This window comes from Candidatus Thermoplasmatota archaeon (assembly GCA_035540375.1).
Taxonomy (GTDB): domain Archaea; phylum Thermoplasmatota; class SW-10-69-26; order JACQPN01; family JAJPHT01; genus DATLGO01.
The window spans coordinates 52,519-75,548 of record DATLGO010000087.1; the positions used below are offsets into that span (position 1 = coordinate 52,519).

Annotated in this window: 17 protein-coding genes; 11 read left to right on the plus strand and 6 right to left on the minus strand. The window is 70.7% G+C overall.

Annotation, left to right across the window (positions count from 1 at the left end; genetic code table 11):
- The first annotated feature begins 153 nt into the window (after window positions 1-153).
- The 6 genes from VM889_10355 (at window position 154) to VM889_10380 (ending at window position 12,262) form a co-directional block, all read left to right on the plus strand.
- A complete protein-coding gene (locus VM889_10355; GenBank protein HVL48947.1) occupies window positions 154-6,210 on the plus strand; it encodes a hypothetical protein in 6,057 nt (2,018 codons plus the stop codon).
- Window positions 6,207-7,133 (plus strand): hypothetical protein, encoded by a 927-nt coding sequence (locus VM889_10360; protein ID HVL48948.1) that lies wholly within the window; start codon window positions 6,207-6,209, stop codon window positions 7,131-7,133. The genes VM889_10355 and VM889_10360 overlap by 4 nt, the downstream gene beginning before the upstream one ends.
- Window positions 7,130-8,341, plus strand: coding sequence for a DUF58 domain-containing protein (locus tag VM889_10365; protein HVL48949.1), 1,212 nt, complete (start codon window positions 7,130-7,132; stop codon window positions 8,339-8,341). The genes VM889_10360 and VM889_10365 overlap by 4 nt, the downstream gene beginning before the upstream one ends.
- Entirely contained in the window at window positions 8,331-8,810 is a 480-nt protein-coding gene (locus VM889_10370) for a hypothetical protein (GenBank protein HVL48950.1), read from the plus strand. The genes VM889_10365 and VM889_10370 overlap by 11 nt, the downstream gene beginning before the upstream one ends.
- A complete protein-coding gene (locus tag VM889_10375; protein ID HVL48951.1) occupies window positions 8,807-11,467 on the plus strand; it encodes a hypothetical protein in 2,661 nt (886 codons plus the stop codon). The genes VM889_10370 and VM889_10375 overlap by 4 nt, the downstream gene beginning before the upstream one ends.
- 153 nt (window positions 11,468-11,620) lie before the next feature.
- On the plus strand, window positions 11,621-12,262 hold the full coding sequence (locus VM889_10380; GenBank protein HVL48952.1) for a hypothetical protein: 642 nt from the start codon (window positions 11,621-11,623) through the stop codon (window positions 12,260-12,262).
- 42 nt (window positions 12,263-12,304) lie between these two features.
- Here the strand turns inward: VM889_10380 and VM889_10385 are convergent, their stop codons facing one another.
- Entirely contained in the window at window positions 12,305-12,805 is a 501-nt protein-coding gene (locus VM889_10385) for a helix-turn-helix domain-containing protein (GenBank protein HVL48953.1), read from the minus strand.
- A gap of 67 nt (window positions 12,806-12,872) precedes the next feature.
- Window positions 12,873-13,352, minus strand: a complete 480-nt coding sequence (locus VM889_10390) for a hypothetical protein (GenBank protein ID HVL48954.1) — start codon at window positions 13,350-13,352, stop codon at window positions 12,873-12,875.
- Between the two features lie 142 nt (window positions 13,353-13,494).
- Here VM889_10390 and VM889_10395 point away from each other — a divergent pair, with 142 nt between their 5' ends.
- Both VM889_10395 and VM889_10400 read left to right on the plus strand, forming a co-directional pair.
- The gene (locus tag VM889_10395) at window positions 13,495-14,997 is read left to right on the plus strand and encodes a hypothetical protein (GenBank protein HVL48955.1); all 1,503 of its coding nucleotides are present in this window, start codon (window positions 13,495-13,497) and stop codon (window positions 14,995-14,997) included.
- A gap of 254 nt (window positions 14,998-15,251) precedes the next feature.
- The gene (locus VM889_10400) at window positions 15,252-15,812 is read left to right on the plus strand and encodes a winged helix-turn-helix transcriptional regulator (GenBank protein HVL48956.1); all 561 of its coding nucleotides are present in this window, start codon (window positions 15,252-15,254) and stop codon (window positions 15,810-15,812) included.
- Here VM889_10400 and VM889_10405 read toward each other — a convergent pair.
- Window positions 15,736-16,383: a helix-turn-helix domain-containing protein gene (locus VM889_10405; protein HVL48957.1), complete on the minus strand. Its 648-nt coding sequence runs from the start codon at window positions 16,381-16,383 to the stop codon at window positions 15,736-15,738. The two genes, VM889_10400 and VM889_10405, sit on opposite strands and share 77 nt — an antisense overlap.
- A gap of 42 nt (window positions 16,384-16,425) precedes the next feature.
- On the opposite strand from VM889_10405, the gene VM889_10410 reads away from it, so the two are divergent.
- On the plus strand, window positions 16,426-17,373 hold the full coding sequence (locus VM889_10410; protein HVL48958.1) for an SDR family oxidoreductase: 948 nt from the start codon (window positions 16,426-16,428) through the stop codon (window positions 17,371-17,373).
- 1 nt (window position 17,374) lies between these two features.
- Here VM889_10410 and VM889_10415 read toward each other — a convergent pair whose 3' ends face one another.
- From VM889_10415 to VM889_10425, 3 genes are read right to left on the minus strand one after another with little or no spacing between them, the layout of a single operon-like run.
- Window positions 17,375-18,607, minus strand: a complete 1,233-nt coding sequence (locus VM889_10415; GenBank protein HVL48959.1) for an aminotransferase class I/II-fold pyridoxal phosphate-dependent enzyme — start codon at window positions 18,605-18,607, stop codon at window positions 17,375-17,377.
- Complete coding sequence (locus tag VM889_10420; protein HVL48960.1) at window positions 18,604-19,392, minus strand: SDR family oxidoreductase; 789 nt, start codon at window positions 19,390-19,392, stop codon at window positions 18,604-18,606. Before VM889_10420 ends, VM889_10415 begins: the two co-directional genes overlap by 4 nt.
- A gap of 46 nt (window positions 19,393-19,438) precedes the next feature.
- A complete protein-coding gene (locus VM889_10425) occupies window positions 19,439-20,236 on the minus strand; it encodes a tryptophan 2,3-dioxygenase family protein (GenBank protein ID HVL48961.1) in 798 nt (265 codons plus the stop codon).
- A gap of 103 nt (window positions 20,237-20,339) precedes the next feature.
- Here VM889_10425 and VM889_10430 point away from each other — a divergent pair, with 103 nt between their 5' ends.
- Window positions 20,340-22,034, plus strand: coding sequence for a hypothetical protein (locus VM889_10430; GenBank protein HVL48962.1), 1,695 nt, complete (start codon window positions 20,340-20,342; stop codon window positions 22,032-22,034).
- An 85-nt stretch (window positions 22,035-22,119) separates the two neighbouring features.
- The coding region (locus VM889_10435; GenBank protein ID HVL48963.1) for a hypothetical protein at window positions 22,120-23,030 on the plus strand (911 nt) is incomplete at its 3' end.

Sequence of the window (23,030 nt, forward strand, 5' to 3'; positions counted from 1 at the left end):
TTTCGACGGACGTTGAAAGGAGAAGTTCACAGCGTCCCCGATCAAGAGCGGGAAAAAACACCGCGAAATAAGCGCATGGAGGGCATCGATGTGTAGGATCGAGTCTCTAATCAAGCGGAAACTACATGACGGGGTGAGGCTCCTCGGGGAGCCGTGAGGGAAGGCCACTTCCAGGATGCGCGCCGCCGCTTCCGGCGCCGGGCCCTCGCGCGCAGGATCGGGCTTCTCGCCGCAGCCGCGGCCCTGGTCGTCGCGGTCGGCTTTCTCGCCCTCCTCGCGCGGCCCACGGTGCAGGGCCTCCACGTCGCGGGAGCGTCCTCCCTCGACGACAATCGCAACGGCGTTCCCGACATCTACGAGAACGCCGTGTTCGGCCTCGGGCCCGAAGCCCAGCGCCCTTCGGGGGCGCTTCCCCTCGCCTGGATCCAGAAACATGGGCTCGACGTGGCGGATCCCGCGCTCGCGAACCGGACGGCCGCCGTTCCTGCGCCGTCGCTCGTCCCGGCCGTTTACGGCCGCGCGGGCTATCCCGCCGAGTTCTCGCTGACCCTCGCCCAGGTCTACGCGCACGGTCGGCCCGCCACCTGGTCCGAGGCCCAACAGGGCGCCTGGGACAGCGGCCTCGATCCCCGCGCCTGGGACGTCGCGGGCTCCGGCGTCCCCTACGGCTGGCTTCTCTACTATGGGCTCGACCCCCTCGATCCCTCCCTCCTCGACCGGGCATCGAGCGAGGTGTCCTGGACCCCCCGGGAGGCGTGGCGTCGCGGCCTGAGCCCCCTTTCCCCGGACCAGGACGCCGACGGGCTCCCCGACCTCGACGAGATCGAGCGGCACGGCACGAACCCCCGCGCGGCCTCGACGGCCTCGACCGGCATCCACGACGGATGGCTCGTCGCGCATGGGCTCGACCCGCTCGATCCCGCCGTCGCCTACCAGGATCCCGATCTCGACGGGCTCGACAACCTCGAGGAATTCGAGGCGTCGAGACGCCTGTTCGGCGCCGCGAGCATCGGGTCGGGGCTCGATCCCCTGCGCTTCTCGACGGGCGGCAGCGGACTTCCGGACGGGTGGCTCGTGGCCCACGGACTCCCCCTCCTCGATCCGACCGTGGGCCAGCTCGTGACCGAGCGCGTGTTCTTCCCGAACGGGACGCTCCGCGGGATCCTCACGGCCGGTGACGAGTACCGCGTGAACCGGCCCCCGAGCTGGAACGAGTCCATCCATGGCGCCTGGTTCGGCGGCACGGACCCCAACGCTCCGGATACGGACGGCGACGGTTTGAGCGACGCCGACGAGATCCTGGGTTGGGCGATCGAGAGCGGGGGTCGCGCCAAAATGGTGTTCTCGGATCCGACGAAACGCGACACCGACGGCGACGGCCTCACCGACTTCGAGGAGCGCGAAGGGCGCTGGGGGACGCGCGTGTTCCCCGTCACCGATCCGACCGCGCCCGACACCGACTTCGACGGCCTCCTCGACGGCGAGGAGGTGGGCGCGCATCTCTACCGGGGCATCGCGCTCGAAGGCCTGGATCCGACCAACCCCGACACCGACGGCGACGGGCTCTTCGATGGCCGCGAAGCGGCCTACTGGATGGCCCGCCGCGCCGCGTGCCTCGCGGGCCTTCCGTACGAATGGGGGCGCGCCCCGCGCCCGACGCTGCAGGACGTCCTCGGCGGCGGGCCCTCGGCCTGCGACAGGCTGCTGCCGACTGCGGATCTGGAAGGGGACGGCCGCGCCTCCATCCTCGATCCCGACAGCGACGGCGACGGGCTCTTCGACGGGTGGGAAGTGGACCCCGACCTCTACCAGACCTCGTCCTATGCCTCGGCCCGTCGGCGGTCCGAGACCGACCCCGCGAACCTCGACACCGACGGGGACCGGCTTCCGGACGGATGGGAGACGCGGTACGCGGTGTTCGACGAGACGGCGGGTCGATGGAACCTCGACGCCGCGAAATGGAGCAGCGCCGAGAACGGGATCGGGGACGGAGACCAGGACCTCGACGACGACGGCGCGGTGTGGTACGCCTTCGTGCGCGACGGCGCGCGCCTCGTCCCGGAGCGCCGCACGTTCGTCGCTTCGAACTTCGTCGAGTTCGAGGCGGGCTCGGATCCGAACCGGCGGTCGTCGAGCCCCGACGGGATCCCCGACGGCTGGAAGATCTTCTGGGGCACGACCTACCTCGGCCTCCTCGACGAGGAGCGGGGCGTCCTCTATCCCGGCGCCCCGGGACCCCTCGTCCTTCCGCCGGACCGTCCCGTCCCGCGCCTCGGGAACGACGACAACACGCCCCGGCAAACGCAGTCCTACGTCCGTTTCGCCGAGGCCGCCTCGGGCCGGCTCATGCCCTGGGAGAAGCTCACGTCCGTGCCGGGGACGCCCTCCACGCTGCGGGCGATCGCCGGCCAATACAACGAGACCTACGGGTCGAAGGTCGGCCACGGCACGAACCCCTACCTGGAGGACACCGACGGGGACGGCGTCTCGGATCTCTGGGAATCCATCTGGGCGCCCCTCGGGCCGGCCGGCTCGCGGGTGAGCCCCGTGCAGCCCGACGCCCACTTCGACGTCGACGGCGACGGGCTGACGTGGCTCGAGGAATCCCGCCTGCGATCGGACCCCTACCGCGCCGACTCGGACGGAGGCGGCGCGGACGACCGGCTCGAATCCAAGATCGGCCTGAACCTCCTCGACCCGCGCGACGACGCGCGCGCCCTCGACGAGTCGGCGGACACGGACGGCGACGGGGTCTCCGATCGCTCGGAGGTCGTCGGTTGGATCTCCCCCACCTCGTCGCAGCAGTACGTCACGGACCCCTTGGACCCGGACACCGACCGCGACGGGCTCCTCGACGGGAAATCCCTGAGCAGGATCCTGGGCCGCGTGCTCCGCCTGAGCGACCCTGACGACCTCGCGATCATCGAGCGCTACGAGGCGCGCGGGCTCCTCGCGGTCCCCTTCGGCGGCGACACCGTGGACATCCTCGGCGAAAGCGGGCTCGGATCCGATCCCACGTCGCTCGCAAGCGCCGGGGACGGCATTCCCGACGGTTGGCTCGTGCTCCACGGCCTTCCCGTCGGCGAGGGGAGCGGGCGCTTCGAGGACTACGTCTACGGGAGGCCCGCGTGGTGGAACGAGACGAAGCACGGCGTCTGGCGGTGGGGCCGCGCGCCGGGCGTCGCCACGACGAGCGATCACGACGGCGACGGGCTCGACGATCGCAACGGGGAGGATCCGCTTCCCTTCGCGGGCCCGGGTCTGCGACCCCGGCGGGGAGACCCCCGCGAGGACGGTCTCGACCCGCTCGAGGTCCTGAAGCGGGCCCAGGCGTGGGGGCGCCCCCCGCGCGAGGCGCGCGCCCCGATCCCGGCGCGCGAGCGCGTCGTCGTGGTCCTGGACCCGTTGCCGTCGCCGCTCGCGCTCGATGCCGCCACGCGATTCTCGGGACGCGTCACGACCGCGAGCGGCGAGCCGGTGGTCGACGCCGTCGCGCTCTTCTCGCTCCAACGGCGGGATCTTGTCCTCGGCGTCGCCACGACGAACGAAACGGGCCATTTCTCGGGGTATTTGCAGCCGGGCGGAACAACCGCGGCCTCGGCCGAGATGCGCGACCGCGTCGTCTTCTCCTCGCTGAACGGCGACGGAACGCACGTGAACGACCCGCGGCTCGTCTCCCGTCTGGACCTCGCGCGACCGATCGAGGCGTTCGTCTGGGTCTACAACACGTCGTCCGCCTCGCCCGAATCGCAGAGGGGTCCTTCGGGCCACGGCTTCCTCGGCGCCGATTCGGCGTCCCGCAGCGTCCGCCTGAACCTGCCGACGACGCTGCTCGTGGATCGCCCCGCGCGCGTGGGCGCGGGTGAGTACGGCGTCCTCAACGCGACCCTGCGGGACGCCTTCGGCCGCCCGGTCGTCGCGGCCGAGGTCGCGCACGCTCCCTCCGGGGCGACGGCCACGACGGACGTCGACGGCCGCGTCTCCTTCCGCGTGCTCGCCACGCGCGATCCCGGCCTGACGGCGCACACCGTCTCCTTCGGCGGCCGCGAGCCCGCGCTCCTTCCTTCCGAGAGCCGGTTCGACTGGCAGGTGTTCCTCAGGCCCCGCATCGACCTGCAGATTCTCAGCGATGCCGTGCGTCCGGGCGGCGTCGTGTTCTTGGCGGGTCGCATCGAGGCGGGCGGGCGGCCCGTCGCGGATGCGCTGAAGATCTCGGCGTTCGGAACCGACGTGAAGATCGAAACGGACGCGCACGGCGAGTTCCACGTGAGCCTGCCGGTGCCCGTCAGCGCGCCCCTCGGCGCGCAGACCCTCGAGGCCCGATACGCCGGCAACGAGGAGCTGGGTCCCGCCTACGCGGCCGTGGCCTTCGAGCTGCTCGGCGTCCCCGGCTTCGAAATCCCGGCATGGCGGGGCGAGGTGGGGGCCGTGGGCCATTTCCGCGCGCGGCTCGTCGACGCCGTGGGCGCCGGCCTCCCCCGGTCCCGGGTCGAGGTCGATGGCCCCGACATCGAAAAGGCGCAGAACGTGACGGACGCGGAGGGCTACGTGACCTTCGCGATCGATCTCCGTCGCGCGGAACCGGGCGATCGCATCGTGTTCCTCCGCTACGACGGCGGAGCAAAAGGCGTCGCGCGCCAGCCCCATACGCTCGTCGCCACGAGCGCGACCGCGATCCGGCTCGATCCCGTGGACGCCATCCGGGGACGGTCGGTCGAGATCGCCGGGACGCTCGTCGACGCGCGCGGCGTCGGCGTGGCGCGGCAGCTCGTCGTGGTCGCCTTCGGCACGGAGACGGGCGAGACCATCACGGACCTCGCGGGCCGCTTCGCGATCTCGTTCGTCCCGGGCGAAGCGACCGGTCTCGGACCGATCCGGGTCGCGGCAAGCTACGCGGGATCGAAGGGCGGGGCCCTCGCGGCAAGCGAAGGGGTGCGCATCGCGCAGGTCCGCGACGCCGCGCGATTGACCGGCTTCCCGGCTTCGACCCACTTCGCTTCCCCCACGCTCGAAGCGCAGGTGACCACGCTGCTCGGGCGCGCGGTCGTCTCGCGCAACGTCGAGGTCGAGGGACCGTGGGGCCAGGTCCGCGGCACGACGGACGCAAGCGGCCGCTTCCGCGTGTCGCTCCCGCTTCCCGCCGACGCCGCGCTCGGACCGATGTCCCTCGTCCTGCGGGTGCGCGACGAGCCCCAGCTCGTCGGGTTCGAGCTCGAGCGCGTCCTGGAGCTGCGCGACCGCGGCCGCCTCGAGGTCGAGCTTCCGGACGCCGCCTTCGAGCGCACGACGCTGACGGTGCCCTTCTCGCTCAAGGACTCCGTCGGCCGCGAGGTGACCGTCGAGAGTCTCAACGTCTCGGTGGACGGCCGCGCGCGGACCCTCCTCGTGCGTGACCGCTCGTTCAGCCTCCCCCTCGGCCCGGAGATCGCTCCCGGGTTCGTCACGATCGAGGTGGCGGCCCCCAACAGGCTCGTGGACGCGGCGCCGTTCAAGGGCATCCTCGGCGTCCACCGGTTGACCGAGATCACGGTCGAGACGTTGCCCGGCCACGCGCCCGGCGAGCCCGCGTTCCTCGTCGTGAAGCTCGCCGCGGGCGACGATCCCGTGGCCAACGCGACGCTGCACGTGCTCGGGGTCGGCGACACGGCCCTTGCCATCCGGACCGGCGCCGACGGTCGCGCCGTCGTCCCGATCCCGCAGACCGCCCTCGTGCGCTCCGAATACGCCGTGGTCTACCGGGGCGGCGAGGGCACGGCGCCGACGTTGGCGGGATTCGTGCTCGAGCCCGCCCTCGTCGCGTCGGAGGCCCCCCCGCAGACGGACGTCCTCGCGGTCGCGGCCGGGATCGCGGCGGTGTTCGCCATCATTTGGGCGCTCGTCCGCCGCGGGCGCGCCGCAAGCGACGTGCTCGCCTCGACCTCGCGAAGGCTGCTCAAGGATCCCAAGCTGGAATCGCTCTACCGATCGTACCTCGAGCTGCTCGCCATCGCGGGCCTCGACGAGGAGCGCGCGGAGACCGCGACCTTCGGCGACGTGGCGGCGCGCTTCGTCCGCAACGATCCGAGCGCGCGTCCCGACCTCGATCTCCTGACGGAGGTCTTCAACCTCGGCGTGTACGCGCCCGAGCTGCTCGAGCCCGAACGCATCCGCGAAGCCGGCTTCGCGCTCGGTCGCCTCGCGGCCCTTTCGCGGACCCCGGAGGCCGCATGAAGCCCGCGCGCTGGCTGGCGGCGCTCGCCGCCGGCGGGCTCCTCGCCGCCAGCCTGGCGGCGGTCGCGGCCGAGCTCATCGAGGCCACGCGGGCGGAGAGCGCGCCGGAGGCGTGGCTCGGACGCGAGGGATTCGCGCCTCGCCGGGCGCTTTCGGGCCCCGCCGCGGCGCTGGCCTGGGGCGAGATCGAGCCGGGTCTCGTCGTGATCCTCGGACAGCTGCCGCTGCTTGCCGCCGACGAGGCCGCGCTTCTCGACTTCGCGAAGCGGGGGGGCGACGTCTGGGTCTTCTCCCACGCGCCGCGCGCCATGCTCCCTTCAATCGCTCCCGAGACGCTCGAAGGACCTCTACACGGGTGGGACGGGGGGGACGTCGAGGTCCGGTACGGCTCGACCGTCCTCCGCCTTCCCGGTCTCCTCGCCTTCGACGTCGACCGGCGCGACATGACGATCGTGACGTCGGAGGACACCTTCCGCGACACCAACCTGAACGGGCGCCTGGACGTCGGCGAACCCGCCGGCGCCTTCGGAGTGGGCCTCGCGCGATCCCACGGCGACGGACGCGTGGTGTTCATCGCGAGCGCCGATCCCGAGAGGGCGTTCGGCGAGCTCGCGTCGCCGCTCGCCCGGGCCCTCGAGGCCCGCGGGCCGTCCATCCTTCTCGAAGGGGACGCGACGACGCTGCGCGAGACCGCGCCGCGCGTCACCCTCGCGTCTGCCGCCCTTCCGTCCCAGGATCTTGCGGCGGCCATCCTCGTCGTGATCCTCGCCGGCGGGCTCGTTCTCGCGTCCCTGCGGACCGACCCCGAAGCGATGGCGGCCCTCCACGACGAGACGCTGGATGGCATCGCGGAAGCCATGAAGCGACGGAACGACGACCGCATCCGGGTCTGGATCGACCGTCTCGAGGAGGCCCGGCGATGAAGCTCACCGCCCTCGGACTCCGCGTTTCGCGCGCGGCGGCCGTGCTCGTGGGCGGGGGCCTCGTGCTCGGCGTTTCCGCCGCGCTCTGGGCGGGCATGGCCCTGCTCCTCCTGCTCGGCGTCTCGGCGCTCGCGCTCCCGCGCGCGCGGATCGCCGTCGAGCGCAAGCTCGACCGCGAGCAGCTCGTCGAGGGCGAGGGGCTCAAGGAGCGCCTCGAGGTCACGCTCAAGGGGCGCCGGACCGTGAGGCTCCGGCTCCGCGAAAGCGCGGGCGACGGCCTCGCAAGCGAGGCGGCCGCCTGGACGACGCGGCTTTCCCCGAAGGCTCCGCACGCGCGCGAGATCGAATGGACGGCCTCCTCGTGGGGACGCAAATCGATCGGTCCGCTCGAGGCCTGGGCGGGCGACGCCTTCGGCCTCCTCGAGGAAAGGGTCGAGGGCGATGAAGGGCACGCGGTCCTCGTCCTGCCGCGCGCGCTGCCGCTCGGCAAGCATCGGCCGAAAGCGTCGATCCCCCAGCCCGCGATCGGCGTCCACAACGTTCCGCGGCCCGGCGACGGTTTCGAGTTCTTCGCCCTCCGGGACTATCAGCCGGGGGACAGCATCCGGCGCATCAATTGGAAGGCGAGCGCGCGCTACAACAAGACGGTCGTGAACCAGGTCACGCGCGAAAGCTTCGCCCGCGTCACGATTCTCCTCGACCTGCGCGCGAAGGAGATCCTGGGCGACCCCCGTCCGTGGGTCCTGAACGGACGGGCCGCGGCCTCGATCCTCGAGCATCACGACCGCATGCGCGACCACCTCACCGTGATCGTCCTCGGGGACGTCGCCGAGAAGCTCGTGGAGGCCGCCAACCCGAGGTCCGCGGATCTCGTGAAGGCCATGGTCGAGCGGCCCCCGCGCGGCCACGTCGCGACGACCGATGCGGTCCGCGGCCACCTGCCCTCCTTCCGGCGGAAGTCGCCGACCTACGTCGTTACGAGCGCCGTCTTCGATCCAGACCTCATCGAGTCGATCGAGATCCTGCGCGCTCTCGAGGCCGACGTCCACCTCGTGAGCCCTCGCGCGGACCACGAGCCCGTCGGACCCGCCGGGCGCCTCCTCGCCGAATCCAGGAACGAAGCGCTCGCCGCCGCGCGCGCGCTCGGGGTCAAGGTCACGGACTGGAGCGGGTCGTCGTCCCTCGAGGTGGCGTTCATTGAATCCTGAATCCGATCGCCCGCTGCGCGTCGCGGGCTCCGCAAGCGCGGTCCTCGCCGGACTCCTCGTGCTCGCCGCCGGCGCGGATCCCGGCCGCGCGATGCTGGCCGCGGGCGGATACCTTGTCGCCGCCGTGTGGCCTTGGACATCCTTCGGTCGACGGTTTCCGGCCTACGGGGCCGCGCTCGCCGTCGGCAGCCTGCTCGCCGGGCCCGCGCTGTCGTCGGCGCTCGCCTCGGCGCTCCTCGCGGTCCTCGCGATCGGCACGCTGCTCGCCTTCTTCGCGTCGAGCCGCGACGCGTTCCTCGCGGGGACCGGGGCCGTGGCGCTCCTGCTCGCCGTCGCGGTGGTCGCGCCGCACGCCCTCGCCGGGGTCTCGCTCGACCCCGTCCTTCCCGGACACGCGCTTCTTCTCGCGATCGCGGGCGCCGCCCTCCTTGCGATCGGTCTTCTGATCCGTCCCGAGGTGTCACCATGAGATGGTCCGCGATTCTCTTCGTCCTGCTCCTTGTCCTCCCGACGGCGGTCCAGGGTCAGGCGACGGATGGCCCCGACGTCCAGCTCGCCGACCTCCGCGCGCACGGCGAGCCGCTCGTCGAGACCGCGACGAAGGTCTCGGCCACGATCAACAACCCCTCGAGCGTCGACGCCATCGTGGACGTGCGCGCGACGTTCGCCGACGGCTCCACCGCGAATCCGCACGACACCCTCGGGTTCCAGGTGCGCGTTCCCGCGCAAGGCAAGAAGGTCGTGGATCTCTCGATCTTCTCGCCCGCGTCGAAGCGTGGACAGCAGACGCTGACCGTGCGCGTCGACAGCCCGCGCGATCCCCGTCCGGACGACAACGCCAAGACGATCGGGTGGTTCGTCCGCGATCCGCGGCTCAAGGTGACGGCGGAGGTGGTCAAGGCGCCGGAGGTTCCCGTCTCGGGCGTCGGCTTCGTCCGCTTCCGGGTCACGAACGAAGGGAACATCGCGGACGCGCCGATCTACCACGCCGCCGTGAAGTCTCCCTGGCGCGCGGACATCAAGCCGGCGCACGCCGCGATCGACCCCGGGCAGTCGCAGGACGTCCTGCTCCTCCTCCGCCCGAACTCGGAGGATGCCGCGGCCGAGACCGACGTCGTGTTCTCCGCGCGGTCGATCCACAGCAAAGCCATGAACGTGAGCGCGATCGTCGAGCGCGTCGTCGCGAACGCCTCCCACCTGCGCGCCGCCCACCGCACCGCGATCGAAGGCCTTCCCGCCTCCCTCCAGGTGATCGAAAACGAATCGGCGCGCATTCCCTTCGCGATCGCGAACCGCGGCGCGACGCCCGACGTCCTCGAGGTCGCCCTCGGGCCGGTCACGAACGCCACGGGATGGGCGTTCGGCCTGTTGAGGGACAACCGCTCGGTCGCGAACGTCCTCGTCGGCCTCGCGCCCGGACGGTCGCTGAACCTCACGCTGCTCGTCACGCGCCTCGCCGCCGACGTCTCCCCCGCGACCGTCACCCTTCGCGCGGGATCGCTCAACGCCGGCCTCTTCGGGACCACGGGAGCCGAGGTCAACGTCACGCGTCTCCTGAACGTGACGCGCGCCGAGCCTGTCATCAGGATCGCGACGCTCGACGCGCCGACGCTCGTCTATCGCGGAGAGCGCGTCACGGCGAAGCTCGACATCGAAAACGTCGGCCGGATCGCGGCTCCCGCGGTCGCGGTCCGCTGGGAGCTGCGCGAGCTGGGGCGCCTCATCGCCTCGGCCGAGGAATCGATCGAAGCGCCGCCGGGCCCGGCGCGCGCGGTCTGGTCCTTCACGATGGACCGCATGGAAGGCGAGTATCTCGTCTCCGCCGAGATCCTCTCCGGCGTCCTCGTCAAGGGGCCCTCGAAGATTTCGAAGTCCCTCACGCTCCATCTGCCCCGCCTCGAGATCGTGGCGCCCGCGACGATCGAGCTGAACCCGGGAACGCGCGTGAACCTCGTGACCTCCGAGGGCGGCTTCGCCGTGCGAAACCTCGGGAAGGTCGACGAACGGATCACGGCGACGCTGACTTCGAGCGCGTCGTGGCTCGCGCGGTCGTGGGAGGTCGTGGTTCCGGCGCGCGGCCAGATGGTCCTGCCCTTCAGCGGGGACGTGCCCGCCATGCCGGGCGCGCCCGCGTTCAAGGCCGAGCTCGAGGCGCGCCTCGCCGGCCGCGAGTTCGCCCCGATCGCCGCGAATCTGACCTTCCTCGTCCGCGACCAGAGCCCGCCCGAGGTCCGCCTCGTCGCCCCCGCGGGCGAGATGCCGCACACGAAGTCGGTCGCCATCGACGTCGAGGCGCGCGACCCGATCGGCGTACGGGACGTCGAGGCGCTCGTGGTCGGGCCCGACGGAGAGCGGGATCTGATCCGGCTCGCGGCCGCCGGGGGAGACCGGTACAAAGGCACGTTCGCCGTGCGGCTCGCGGGTCTCCACGTGCTCGAGATCCGGGCGCGCGACCGCGCGGAGCCTCCGCACGTGCGAACGCTCTCGAACGCCACGTTCATCGTGCTCGCGCCGCCCTACGCCGGCGTCGTGCCGCGCGGATGGGGCAATCATACGACCATCCACGCGCGGGTGCTCGCGTTCGACGAGGTCGAAGAGGGAACGACGCGGAACCTGACCGTGGACGTCGGATTCGGGCCGCGGCTCGTGCCCTATCCTTACCGTCTCGAGGTTCCGGGATGGGACGATGGCGTCCACACGGTCGTTGTCCGCGCCGTCGGTCACGGAGGCGGCGTGCGCGAAAGCCGGTACACGGTGACGCTCGATTCGCGCGCCCCCGCGCTGAGCGACGCGAGCGTGCAGACGACCGAGGACGGGGGGATCGCGCTCGCCGTCCGAGCGGAGCGGGCCACGAGCGTGAAAGCGCGTCTGGTGTCGCCGTCCGGGACGTTCGAGGTGATCCTCGAGAAGGATGGAGACCTGTACACCGCCCGCGCCGCGGCGCCCTCGGCCTGGTCCGAGGTGACCTTCATCGCGGAAAGCGGCGCCGGCACCGAGTCGGTGAGCGTCGCGCATCGCGACCCTGGCGCCTCGCGGACCCCGCACCCTGGATTCGCGGCGCTCCTCGCGGCCGCGGGGCTGGGGGCGCGCCTGCGACGGCGGAGCGCGATCGAAACTTCACTTTAGCGGGTTCGCCGCGTCTGTCGCCTCGGGGGCGCTAGGTTGAAATTTGAAATTCACCTCTCAGGACAACAGTAGCTTCAAAAGGTCCCCGAACTTTGCGAGGGTGGTCGGCGCATCCACCGGGAGGCTGGAGCCGTCGACCGCGGAGGCACAGAGATGAAGCAATTCCCCATCGCGCTCGTAGCGGCCGCCATGATCTTCCCCGGCATCGCCCAGGGAAACACCGGCGCCCATTACGAGGACCCCGAGGACGCGAGCATTCCGCCCGTGATCGACATCCGGGCGCTCGACATCACGAACGACATCCAGAATCTCTACGTGACGATCACGCTGAGCGACCTGTCGAACCCGGATCCGGTCAGCCACGCAACCTATCGGATCCTGTATCTCTTCGAATGGCGCTACGAAGGCGTCGTGTACAGCGTCCGCCTGGACATCCTCGGCTACGAATCGACCCACCGGGGTCTCGGCTACGCGAGCATGGTCCACGTCCCCGGCGTTCCGTTCGTCAGCGGCTCGCTCGCCGTGGGGCCGGGAAGCGCCGTCTACGGTCACCGGGGCTCCGACCGTTATTTCCACAATGACGGGATCGAGGCCGATCTCGATCTCGAGGCTGGAACGGTCACGTTCACGATCCCGCTCGTGATGTCCCTGACGCATACCGCGGGGTCCGGCGAGGATCTCGTGGCGGTCGCCGCCGTCGGCAAGACGATCGAGATCACGCGCGTCCTGACGGCAACCTACGGCCTCGTCAGGACGGACACGGTGGCGATGGGCGAAAGGTACACGCTCAAGTGAGCCCGCAGCAACGGGGGGCCCGAGGGGCCCTCCCCGTTCTTTTCACTCTTTTCGCGCGGCGATCGCGAGGCCGAGGACGCGGTAGAATTCAGGCGTCGGTTTCAGGCCGCGATAACGGGTCTCCGAATCGCTCGTGACCCATCCCTCGCGAACGAAGCGCTCCACGTGGAGATAGGCGAGGCGACGGTCGACGTCGAGGTTCTCGAGGATCTCGCGCATGTCGCAACCGGGCCGGGTGAGGATGTATTCGGCGACGATCTTCGTCTTCCCGTAGATCCGGGGAAGCCTCTCGCGCTTCTCGGTCTGGGCCGGAACCCGCTTTCCGCGGACGATGGGGAAGACCTCGCGCCGATTGCCGTCCTTGCCGACTTCGACGAGGCCCGCTTCCGTCAGCACCTTCAGGTGGTGGTAGAGCGCGCCCCATGAGTAAGGGAAGAGGTCGTGCAGCTCCGACATCATGAGGCCGGGCTTGCGCTGGATGATCCGGAGCAGCATCTGGCGCTGCGCGGAATCCAGCGGGTCGGGGGCGGCCGACTTCTCCATCGTGAATGACGCAAGCGTTTCGCGCATGAAAGTCTTTTCTCACGCCCGCCGGACAGACGGCTACGCTTCAAGGCAGCAGTTGAGGCGGGTGGAGGGGCAGAAGGTTCAGCGGGTTCTGGTAGGCGATCGGCTGCCGCGGGAGGTCGATGGAGCGGCATTTGACGAGCCGCGCGCCGGGCGGCTGCGTCGTGATCTCGATGCAGCTCCCAAAGCCGTCGAAGGTGGATTCGGCGGCCTCCACGGCGCGGCTTTCCAGATCCTTGAGGAGACTCGTCACGTGATAGGTCGTATAGCCCAGCGGGACCACGGCATAGGTCGCATTGGGTCCGACCTTCGCCAGCGGGAGGATGCGCCCGTCCGCGCCGGCGCCGTACACGGCGAAGCCGTCGCGAGGCGCGTTCGCGGGCGTCCATTCCACGCGCGCCGAGGGCCCCTCGACGAAGGAGCGCGCGCTCGCGGGCGGCTCGGGCGCGAGCGGAGCGGCACCCTCGACGGTGGGCCCGACGAGGGCAACCAGGACCGCGAAGGCGACGAGTGTCCGCTGCATGTCCTGTGGCAAACACCGGCGGATCCGATAAAGGTTCGGGCCACCCGGCGTCGGGATCATCGAGTCCTGCATTTCACTCGGGGCGCTGACACGAACAATTAAAGCGACCCCAGGAGTGTACCCGACTCGGAGTTGAGTGGGAGTGAGGAGGAGCCTTGTCGCGCTCCTCATCGTCCTGGCGAGCCTACCGCAGGCCGCCTCGAGCGCGACGTCCGAAGGTGAATTCGTGGTGGCGGCAGAGGTCCTGCTGCCCACCGGATCCCGGCTCGAGGGCGCGCTCCACGCCTGGTTCATGCCCGACACGACGCGGCTCGAGACGCTGTCCCTCGTCACGTCGAAGGCGAAGATCCAGCACCACGTCCGCGAGCTCGTCGCCCTCGGTCGCGGCGATCGGGTGGAGCGCGGCCACCACGTCTCGACGTACGATCTGACCGACGTGGAGATCACGCTGACGGAGGGCGAGGCTTCGGGGGAGATGGGCTTCCATCCCCAGATCGGCCTCATCGACGTCGTCGTTTCCGAGGCGGTCGTCGCCCGCCCCCGGCTGAGCGGAACCTACTCGAACTACGAGGGATCGACCCTCGAAAGCGACGCGATGCGCGACGGTCGTTATCGCAAGACCGTCCTGAACCCGCACTTCGATCTCGAGTTCGACGGACGCTCCACCTTCAAGGGCGCCGGGACCGCCGTCCTCTTCGGCCCCGACGTCACGATCCGCGCCCGCGAGAACACGCTGGGATTCAACACGGGCGAATCGGCGGAATCGGGGGCCCTCGTCTGGACCATCCGCCAGGAATGGATCACGATCGACTTCGTCGACGGCGCCTTCGAGGCGCGCGGAAGCCAGGGCGCCTTCCGTTCCGCCGTCGCGGATCTCGACGTCGCGTGGCGCGAGATGGCCGTCTTCGTTCCGCTCGCGGGCGTGCTCCGGGCGGGCGGCCAGGAGTTCCGCGCCGAAGGCCGACCGATCTACGTGTCGGGCGATTTCGTCGGCACCTTGAATATCCGCTCGCTGCAGGACGAGCACGCGGTGCTCTTCAACTTCCAGGGCGATCTCTGGTCCACGAGCCTCAAGCCTCAGGCCGTCTCCGTGTCCGCCGAAACCGGATCCTGGCCGTTCCTCCTCGCCCTCGCCGGCCTTGGCGGGGCGGGAAGCCTCGCCGGCCTCGCGCTTCTCAGGCGGCGGCGCCTGCGACGACCGCGCGAGCAGCCGATCGTCGGGTCTCCCGAAGCCTACCTCGCCGCCGCGAACCGCGCGGCCGCGGAGGAGGACTGGGAAGAGGCGCTCGACTGGATCCGCAAGGGACGGACCCTGGCCCCGACCAGCGTGAAGCTGCGGCTCGACGAAGCCTTCTTCCTCAGCATGCTCGGCCGGATCCCGGAGGCCTTCCGCATCTATGAGGAGGCCGCGGCGCTTGCGACCGACGGGGAAGCCGCCTTCTCCGCCGCCGTCTGCGCCGCGCAGCACGGGCTGCCCGCCGCCGAGGCCGAGCGATGGCTTCTCGTCGCCCTCGACCGGTCTCCCGAGCTCGCGCTCGAGGTCTCGGACCTGTGCTTCAAGGAGATCATTGAGCGGCCCCGGATCCGGGAGGCGCTCGAAATCGCCGCCGAGCGCCTGCGCGGCGGTTCGGAACCGACGTCCTGAACGGGGTCTCCAGGCGGGACGTCCGGCTCGGGAGGTGTGAACGGAGGCCATGGCCTCGACGTCCCGCCTGGATTGAGCCTTGCGACTCGCTCCCGACCCCGGGACGTTCGTGGGCCTCATAACCCCGTCGCCCGTTTTCGAGTTTTCAGTTTCATCCAATGGCCGCGATCAAGGCCCCTTCACCGGAGATCGCGGGCAAGAAGTGAAGGATTGAGTCTCGAAACTTTCATCGGGTGGGGAGCCTTTCGACAGGTATGCCTCGCCGGGCCCCGGCCATCGGTTCCGTCTGGCTCGCGCTGAGCGTCATCCTGACCGCTTTCGTGCGATGGCCCAATGGACGGAAACTGTCCGGTCGCGCCCGGAAGATCATCGAGCACGTGCGCGAGCACCCCGGCTGCAACCTGTCCGAGCTCAGGCGAGCCGTGCCGATGGCCTGGGGAACCCTCTACCATCATCTCCGGCGCATGGCGTCCGCGGGGTTCGTGAAGACGCTGCGGCATCGGCGGTCCCTCCTCGTCTTCCCGCCCCACGTCCAGCCCTCGGCCCCCACCCCCCGTCCCGCGGCGGCGGCGCTCGCGAGCCGCGGGGCCCGGGTCCTCGCCGAGCTCATCCTCGCGACCCCGCACCGGACGATCCCGGAGCTCGCCGCCCTCTCCGGCCTCACCCCGCGGATGGTCTACATCCATCTCCGCCGGTTCGAGGACTGCGGATTCATCGTCCTCCCCTCGCCGCGACGATTCACCGGTTTCCGGACGACCGAACGTCTCGAGGCCGCGCTCGTCCATGAACGCCGCGTCCCCCCGCGGTTCCCTTGACCCGCCGATGCGGCGCGAGCACCGCCTCGATATCCCGGCGCACTTCATCGCTCGCCGGTCCCTCCCGCGCGAGCGCCCATCGGATGAGCGATCCGTGGTAGGCCACCTCGACGCTGCGGGCGAGCGCATCAATCTCGACGCGCGCGAGGTCGCCGCGCCGCCGGGCGCGTCGCAGAAGCGCGCGCACGGCCTCGCCGCGCGCCGCGAGGAAGGCGAGCGCGTGCTTCCTGAACGCGTCATCCGCGACGTCGAGCCCGAGAAACGCGAGGCTGCCCGCGATGGATTCGGGTGTCGCGAAGGATGCCTCTCGCGCGAGGCCGTCGACGAGGACGTCGAGCGGCGCCTCGCCGCGCTTCGGCGCGAGCGCGCTTCCCGCCTGCGCGGCGCCGTCCGCGACGAGCCGCAGGAGAAGCGCCCGCTTCGAGCCGAACCGCTGGACGATGGCGCTCGCCGTGATGCCGGCTTCGCGTTCAACGTCCGCGAGCGTCATGCGATACGGGCCGACGCGCGCCACGGCGCGCCGGGTCGCTTCAAGGATGCGGGCGTCCGACGCCGTGCGGGGGCGGGCCATGGGGCGCGTAGCTTGATCCCCGTTTAGAAACATGCCGGATCCATGAACCTCAAGGGCAAGGTGGCGCTCGTCGCGGGCGCGACGCGCGGCGCGGGCCGCGGCATCGCGGCCATGCTCGGCGAAGCCGGCGCGACGGTGTGGTGCACCGGCCGGAGCGTCGCGGGCGCGTCCGCGACACCGGGTCGCCCCGAGACGCTCGAGGAGACGGCGGCCCTCGTCGAATCGAAGGGAGGCGACGCCTTCGTCGCCCGCGTGGACCACACGAGGGAGGACGACGTGCGGCGCCTCTTCGAGCGCGTGCGCGCGGAAAGCGGCGGCCTCGACATCCTCGTGAACGACATCTGGGGCGGCGACGCGCGGACGGCGTGGGGCACGCCGTTCTGGAAACTCGATCCGGCGGACGCCGAGGCGATGATCCGGAGCGGTCTCCTCACGCATCTCGTCACCGCGCGCCACGGCGTGCCGCTGCTACGTGAGCGCGGAAAGGGGCTCGTCGTGGAGCTGACGGACGGCGACGGCGGCAACTACCGCGGCCACCTCTACTACGATCTCGTGAAGATGGCCGTCGCGCGCCTCGCCTTCGGGATGTCGGAGGAGCTACGCGCGTCGAACGTCGCGGCGGTCGCCGTGACGCCGGGATTCATGCGAAGCGAGGCCGTGCTCGACCACTTCGGGGTGACGGAGTCGACGTGGAGGGATGGCGTCGCGAAGGACGCCAACTTCGCGCATTCGGAGACGCCGTTCTTCGTCGGCCGCGCGGTGGCCGCGCTCGCGGCGGACCCGCGGGTCATGGAGAAGACCGGCCGCGTGTTCGCGTCGTGGACGCTTTCGGACGAGTACGGCTTCACGGACGTGGACGGGCGGCGTCCGCACTGGGGCCGTCACTTCGCGACCGCGTATCCGGGCGCGACGCGGCCGCTCGACGACGGATACTACGCCTATTGGCGCGGCTACGAGGCGATGGCCTCGGTGTTCGGTTCGGGGACGTGACCTAAGCGCCGCGCTCGCGCGCGATGCGGGCGATGCGCCGCACGCCCTCCGCGACGACCGAGGGGTCGTCGGCGAAGCAAAGCCTGAACCAACCGGGCTCGGACTCGTGGAAGACGTGCCCCGGGGACACGTTCACGCGGCCGCGCTCGAAGAGCGCGCGCCAGAGTGTCTTCTCCGCTTCGAGCGTCGGCGCGGCGAGGGCGCCGCGGAGGTCGATCCAGACGAAGAGTCCGGCGGTCGCTGGCAGGAACGGAATGCCGTGCGCGGCGAGCGCGTCGGTCGTCGTTTCGTAGGCCTTCCGGAGGCGCTCGCGGCTCGTCTCCACGAGACGCGTCGTCCACGCGTCGTCCGCAAGGAGCCTTGCGACGAGGGCCTGTGTGTCGGTCGAGACGGGCGCGAGGTAGGCGTGCTCGCGCATCGCCGCGCGCACCTGGGGGTTGCGCGTGTGGAGCACGCCCACCTTGAGGCCCGAAAGCCCGAAATCCTTCGCGAGACCGTACACGAGGTGCACGCGGCCCGGTTCCCGGTGCGCGAGCGCGAGCGCGCTCGCGAACGGGTCGCCGCCGTACACGGAGTTGGCGTAGATCTCGTCCACGACAAGATGGATCTCGCGCCGCGCCACGAGGTCGATGAGGCCGCCCACGAGGCCCGGCGGGTAGACGCGGCCCAGGGGGTTGTGCGGCGTGTTGACGAGCACGGCGCGGACGCGGCGCCCGCTCGATTCGGCGCGCGCGATCGCCTTGTCGACGCGCTCGGGGGTGAGCATGTAGCCATCGGCGCTCGAAAGCGGAACGGGCGCGATCTGCACGTCCGCGCGCGCCGTGAGGTCGTGGTCGAAGCCGGGATAGTACGGCGTCGGAATCGCGATCGCCTCCCCCGCGTCCGCGAGGGTCGCGGCCAGCGTGTCGAGGATCGCGCTCGCGCCGGACATGAGGACGATGTCCTCCGCGTCGACCGCGACGCCGGTCGTGCGACCGAGAAAACGCGCGACCGCCGCGCGGGCCTCGGGCGTGCCGTAGAGCTCGCGGTAGTGGACGTCGCGCGGCTCGAGACCGCGAGGCGCGTTCAGGATCGGCTCCTCGAGGTCCCAGAGCAGCCTGTTCTCGGCGGCGCCGAAATTCACGTAGCCTTCGGGATTCGCGCTCGGGTGATACGGGTCGGCGACGGCCTCGAAGTGGGCCTTCACGAGCGGCGGCCGCTCGCCGAGGAGTCGCTCCGAGCGCTTCGAGATCACGCTTTGCGCCTCCCGGTCATGAGGCCCGGATGCACGCCGAGGCCCAGGCTCGCGTCGAGCACGGCGCCGTGCAGCACGCGCGCCTCGTCGCCGCAGAGCCAGAAGACAAGGTCCGCGATCTCGTCGGGCTGGATGAGACGACCTCGCGGGAGCGCCGCCTCGAACGCGCGGCGCTCGTCAACCGAAAGGCGCTTGAGCGTGCTCGCCTCGAACATGCTCGTCTCGGTCGCGCCGGGGCAGACCGCGAAGACGTCGACCGGGTCGTGCGCGAGCTCCGCCGCGAGCTGTCGCGTCATGAACGCGAGCGCGGCCTTGCTCATGCCGTCCGCGATTCGGAAGCCCGGGAACTGCGTGACGCCGCCGTCCACGGAGGCGACGTTCACCACTTTTCCGTAGCCGCGCTCGACCATCCCGGGAACGAGCGCCTGCGCGAGCCAGAGCGGCCCGACGGCGTTGACGTGCAGGAGCGCCGCGTCCTGCTCGGCTGCGCCCGCGACGTACCCCTCGACGGTCTTCGTGCCGAGGCCGGCGTTGTTGACGAGGACGTCGACGTCGCCCGGAAGCGCCGCGAGCAGCGCGTCGTGGCTCGCCTTGTCGCCCTGGTCGAACGCGAACGCCGCCACGTCCGCGCCGTGGAGTTCGGACACGAGGGCCTTCGCGCGGTCGGCGCCCGTGCGATACGTGAACCACACGCGGTCGCCCGCGCGGGCGAAGCGCTCGACGGTCGAGCGTCCGATGCCGCTCGATCCTCCGGTCACGAGCACGTTGCGCGGCTTCTTCGTCATGGTCGTCGCGGGGGCTAGGCTTCGGCCCGTCCTAAAGGTGGCGCCCTCAAAGCGAGGCGCGGATGGCCCAGAGGTCGGGGAAGTGCGGCTTGAAGATCGTCTGCTTCAGGTATTCGGCGCCCGCGGACCCGCCCGTGCCGGTCTTCGTCCCGATGGTCCGCTCGACCATCTTCACGTGTCGGTAGCGCCACTCCTGCAGGCCCTCGTCGATGTCGACCATCCGCTCGCAGAGCTGCATGAGCCCGAAGTCCTTGCGGTAGATGGCGACGAGCGTCTCCTGCACGGCCGCGTTCGGCTCGTACGGCTCGCGCACGTCCCGCGCGAGCACCTCGGCGGGCACGTCGTGGCCCTGCGAGGCGAGGAGCTTGAGGAACGCGTCCCAGAGCGTCGGCGACGCGTGCCGCGCCTCGAGCCGGTCGCGCGCGGAGCCCTCGGGCATGTGCGCGTAGACGTGGCGGTGGCGGCGGCCGAGGATCATCTCCAGCTCGCGGAACTGCGCCGACTGGAAGCCGCTCGCGGCGTCGAGGCGGGATCGGAATGAGGAGAACGAGACGGGCGTCATGGTCTCGAGGATGTCCACCTGGCTCACGAGCGTCTTCAGGATGGTGCGCACGCGGTTGAGCCCCGCGAGCGCGCCCGGCACGTCGCTCTTCTCGAACGCGCGCTGCAGGGCGTCCATCTCGTGGAGGACCTGCTTGAACCACAGCTCGTACACCTGGTGAATGACGATGAAGAGCATCTCGTCGTGCTCGGGGCCGTCGCTCCGCGGTTCCTGGAGCGAGAGCAGCTCGTCGAGCTTCAGGTACGATCCGTACGTGAGGGCCGCGTGCGGTTGGCCGGGCATGCCGCGTCCGGGACGAGCGTCCCGTGGTTAAGGCTTTCCCGCCGACAAAGCCGGGAAACGCTTACCGTGCCGCGGACCGCCCGGGGATCGGGAGGCCGCCAGCGTGTCCACCGCCCGAACCGTCACCGTCCTCGTCCTCGCCGCGACGCTCGCCGCGCCCCCCATCGCGCTCGCCGACTTCGCGTGGCCGATGCGCTGGGAGGCGACCGAGACGGGTCGGGTCGGCCTCGACGCGGCGGGGCAGAAGAACTGCGTCGCCGAGGCGATGCACGGGGACCCGCTCGCGGCGTGCCCGCTCGAGGCCACGGGCCAGGCGTACCCGGCCCTGGGCCGCCGCGTGCTCGACGACGTCTACGTGGCCATCGGACCGCAGCACCCCAACAAGGTGTTCGCCTGGGTCGACGAGTCCCGCGCGGCCGTCGAATCGGGAAGCGCGCCGCCTTACACGCGGCCGTTGAACCTCCTCCTGAGCGGAGGCAATTGGCGGCAGGATTCGGAGGGCGAGATGCCCGACGTCATCACCCCGGGCGGCGGCATGTTCTCCGCGATGTACGGCTGGTGGAGCGACCTCGACGGCGACGGCGTGGCGGAGGTCGTCCCCGGCGTGAACGATCCCCCGACCGAGGAGAACGAGTGGGTGTCGAAGCCGGACGCGGTGGTCGTTTCCTACATCGAGCCCGGGAGCCACCCGATGGTCACGAACCGCGCGACGCCCGGTCCCGACGATCCGGACATCACGTATCTCTCGGTGTACTACTACTCGATGGGTTATCCGGTGATCTTCGCGGATGGCTCCCTCCTCCGGCCGATCACCGTCACGACGGTGGCCGACGCGCTCCTCTCGCCCGACGACGAAGGTCGCCCGTACACCGCGGGCGTCCTGTCGCGCGCCGACATCGATCGGTACGTCTCGATGGCTCCCGCCCCCGTCGGCGCGCTCTACCAGACGGTGGCCGGCGACGTCGCGGACGACTACGCATCGCCGAGCCTCGGCCTCTGCCCCGCGCGATGCGAGCCCGGTCCGATGCCGCTCGGCTCGACGCCTCTCGGGGGCACGCTCGAACCCCTTCTGGAGAGCGCATGGGCGAGATATCCGCGCGAATGGGCCGCAGGAAGCGGCTCGACCTCGGCGGGTCGCCACGCGGCGCACCTCGAAAACTATGCGCCGTGGATCGATCTCCTGCCGCGGACGAGCAATCCGCTGTGGCTTGCGTCGCTCTTTCCCGGCCCCCTCGTGGGACGCAACGTCGGCGAGGACCAGGCCGCCGCGCCCGGATCCTTCGCGCTCGAAGCCTGGATCGGCCTGTGGAAGGACCACAGCGCGGACGGGTTCGTCGGCCGCCCGGTGGCGGACGATCCGTACGAAGGCGGATCGCGCCCCCTCCCGGACGATTATCTCGCGTCGAAGGGCGAATTCATCGGCGTCTTCGGGCGCGAATCGGGGGATCCCAACGCTCCCGACGCCTTCACGCTGACCGCCACGCTGACGCCCGACACCGACTGGGGCCCCGGCGGGGTCTTCGTGTGGGCGAGCGAGCTTCCCCTCGGCGCCGTCCTGCTCCTGAACTGCAGGAACTTCACCGAGGGTTGCGCGGTGCGCGAAGGGCCCATCCGCATGTCGCTCGTCTTCGATTCGACGACCGCAGGCCGTTACGCCTCCTGGGGGAGCGTCTTCATGCCGGCGGGATCGCCCGGCTTCACCGTCTGCACCGACACGGTGTGGATCCGCCATGCGATCGGCGGGGAGGTCGTGGTCGAACCGGTCCGCGACTGCGACCGCATCGCGCGCTACGTATGAGCCTGACAGATACGCCCCGACCGGCAAACCGAGACAAGCGTTATCCTTGTCGCCTGCGGCTCATGCCCCGGAGGCTCAGTTCGCCATGTCCGCGAAACTCGCCACGGCAGCGTTCGTCCTGTCCGTCCTCGCCCTCGTCGGTCCCGGTTCCGCCCAGTGGAGCTGGTCCTTGCAATGGGAAGAGACGGAAACGGACCGCCTCGCGCTCGAGGCCGCCGGCCAGGCGAATTGCGTGAGCGAGGTCGTGCGCGCCGAGGATCCGCTCGCCCGATGTCCGGCCGAGGCGACCGGATGGATCCATCCCGCGGAGGGTCTGCGCGTGCTCGACGACACCTACGTCGTGACGGGGCCCACGCATCCCTACAAGTTCACGGGCTGGGCGTCAACTACAGCCAAGAACGTGGAGGAAGGTCGCCGCGCCGACTACCTTTCGATCGTCCAGATGCTCCTCGATGGCGGGAACTGGCGCCAGGATTCGGAAGGCGAGATGCCGGACATCATCACGCCGGGCGTGGGCAACTTCGTCGCGCTCTACGGGTGGTGGGCCGATCTCGACGGCGACGGCGTGGCCGAGATCAAGCCCATCTACGCGAACCCCGGTCCCGACAACGAGTGGGTGGCCAAGGGAGGCGCGACGGTGGTATCTTACGTGGAGCCCGGGAGCCGACCGGAGCTCACGAACCGGGCGCAGCCGGGAAAGAGCGATCCCGACATCGTCTACGTCTCGCAGGGCGTCTATCGACAGGATTACGTAATCCTGTTCCTCGACGGGTCGCTCCTGCGGCGAACGACGGTGACCACCGTCGCCGACGCCCTCCTTTCGGCGGACGGCGAAGGTCGACCCTACACCGCCGACGCGTATTCGCGCGTGGACATCGACGTGTACGCCGCGCTCGCGCCGGGGCCGCTCGAGGCGCTCTACGGCGCGGTCGCCGGGGAGATCTCCGACCATTACGGCGCGCCGAGCCTCGGCATCTGTCCGGCGCGCTGCCAGCC